This window comes from Candidatus Eisenbacteria bacterium, from assembly GCA_016867495.1.
In the GTDB taxonomy this organism is placed as follows: domain Bacteria; phylum Eisenbacteria; class RBG-16-71-46; order CAIMUX01; family VGJL01; genus VGJL01.
Genome location: VGJL01000290.1, coordinates 1 through 2,453, shown reverse-complemented (window position 1 = coordinate 2,453; position 2,453 = coordinate 1). Strand labels below are relative to the sequence as shown.

Sequence of the window (2,453 nt, the reverse complement as noted above, 5' to 3'; positions counted from 1 at the left end):
CTGCAAGTCCGCCTCCCCTACCAGCTTGGAGGAGGACGACGACCATTAGCAGGACCGCAACAACGATGTGGACGACCAGGACGAGGACGTAGAGCATCGATACCACCTTTCACTGATCAGCAAACATATACGCTATCGCGACCGCTTGACTGTCGTCAAGACCCTCCGTCGGAGAGGCATCACAGAGCGGCCGCCCCGGCGATCTTGAGGAACTCCGACGCCGCGAGGCTGGCCCCCCCGACCAGGACTCCATCGACGCCCGCCCGGCCCATCAGACCCCGGGCGTTGGCGCCGTTGACGCTTCCCCCATACAGGATCCTCATCGCGGTGCCGGCGCTCTTCCCGATATGCCCGTCGATCCAGTGGCGGATGTGGGCGTGAGCCCCTTCCGCCTGCTCCGGAGTCGCGTTGCGTCCCGTTCCAATCGCCCAGACAGGCTCGTAGGCCAGGGTCACCCGCTCCAGGGCGGAAGGCGGGAGATGGAGCAGCGTCTCGGCGAGCTGCCCGTCGAGGGTCGGCCCCATCATCCCCTGCTCCCTCTGCTCGAGGCTCTCGCCGATGCAGAGAATCGGAGAGAGCCCCGCGTCGAGCGCGGCCTGCAGCTTGCGCAGCAGCAGGGGCCCTCCCTCGCCAAAGTGCGTCCGTCTCTCGGAGTGTCCCACGAGGACGACGGCGACTCCGAGATCGACGAGCATGGGCGCGGATATCCCCCCTGTGAACGCGCCCTTCGGCTCGGGGTGCAGGTCCTGCGCCCCCAGGATGATCTTTCCTCCTCCTTCATCGAGCGCCTCCCGCGCCGCGGCGAGGGAGGTGAATGGAGGACAGACCACCAGGTCGACCGTGGGGAGGATGGGGGCTGAGCCTGCGACCAGGGCATGCACGAGCTCCCTCGCTTCCCGCACGGTTCCGTTCATCTTCCAGTTGCCTACGATCTGCACGCGGCGTTCCATCTCAGGGCCTTCCCTCCGTCAGAGCGGCGACGCCCGGGAGCGTCTTGCCCTCCAGGAACTCAAGCGAGGCGCCTCCCCCGGTCGAGACATGGCTCACCGAGCCCTCGAGTCCGGCCTGCGCCACCGCGGAAGCGGAGTCCCCCCCGCCCACCACCGTCGTCGCGCCCGCCCGCGTGGCCTCCGCCATCGCGCGCGCCACGCCGAGGGTGCCGTCCGCGAACGCGGGAACCTCGAAGATCCCCATGGGGCCGTTCCAGAGAACCGTTCCTGCGCTGCGGATCCGCCCGGCGTAGTCGTCGATGGTGGCGGGGCCGACGTCGACTCCCGCTCGATCCGCCGGGATCGCATCGGCCGGCGCGATCGCGCCCGGGTCGCTCCCGTCCGCAGACGCGCTCACGCGGAAGTCCTTCGGCAACCTCAGATCGACATGCTCGCGGCCCGCCTTGGCGAGGATCTCGGCCGCCAGGCCGATGCGATCCTCCTCCACCGGGGAGCGACCCGTCCCTCGACCGAGCGCGCGCAGGAAGGTGAAGGCCATGGCGCCGCCGATGAGGAGCGCGTCGACCTTGGGCAGGAGATGCTCGATCACATCGATCTTGCCCGAGACCTTCGATCCGCCCAGAACAGCCACGAAGGGGCTCCGCGGCGATTCGAGAACGCCCCCCAGATAGTCGATCTCCTTCTCCATCAGGAATCCAGCCGCGCAGGGTGAGAGGTAGCGGGTCACGCCTTCGGTCGAGGCGTGGGCCCTGTGGGCCGTGCCGAACGCGTCGTTCACGAAGAGTTCGGCGAGCCGGGCGAGCTGTCGCGCAAAGGCGGCATCGTTCGCCTCCTCCTCCGGGTGGAATCGGAGATTCTCGAGCAGCAAGACACCGCCGGGCTTGAGACGCGCGGCCGCCTCCTCCGCCGCCTGCCCGACGCAGTCCGGCGCGAAATCGACCGGCGAGCCCAGGAGACTCGCCAGACGGCGCGCCACGGGAGCGAGGCTCTGGCTCGGGTCCGGCCCCTTCTTGGGTCGCCCGAGATGGGATGCGAGGACCGTTCGGGCCCCGCGCTCCATGAGGTGCCGGATCGTCGGAAGGCTCGCCCGCACTCTCGTGTCGTCGGCGACCTCAGAACCTCGCAGCGGCACGTTGAAGTCCACGCGCACGAGGACCCGGCGATCGGCGACCTCGAGATCGCGCAGCGATAGCTTCTTCATCCCATCCCTCCGCGTTCCGCCCCGGCCCCGATCGGCGCCGGGGGAGGCGCGATCAGTAGGCCCCCGATTGGTTCGTGTAGATCAGCCGCATGTCCCCGTATCCAAGATCGTCGACGAAGATGAACTTCAGCCCGGTTGTTCGGATGCCGAGCTCCAGATCGGGGAAGAGCGGCTCCCCACGAACCTGGTAGCTCCAGATCTCGTAGGCCCGGGCGTCGTGCGTCGACCTGTGGCGCGTCAAGTCGTCCCGCGGATTCGTCCTTCCCGAGCCGGAGATGTCATCGAGGTTGCCGGCGCCCGTC

2 protein-coding genes are annotated in these 2,453 nt (G+C 68.5%); both read right to left on the bottom strand.

Annotation, left to right across the window (positions count from 1 at the left end):
- Positions 1-179: 179 nt before the first annotated feature.
- Complete coding sequence (locus tag FJY88_13555; GenBank protein ID MBM3288353.1) at positions 180-950, bottom strand: triose-phosphate isomerase; 771 nt, start codon at positions 948-950, stop codon at positions 180-182.
- Position 951: 1 nt separating this feature from the next.
- On the bottom strand, positions 952-2,151 hold the full coding sequence (locus FJY88_13550; protein ID MBM3288352.1) for a phosphoglycerate kinase: 1,200 nt from the start codon (positions 2,149-2,151) through the stop codon (positions 952-954).
- Positions 2,152-2,453 lie beyond the last annotated feature (302 nt).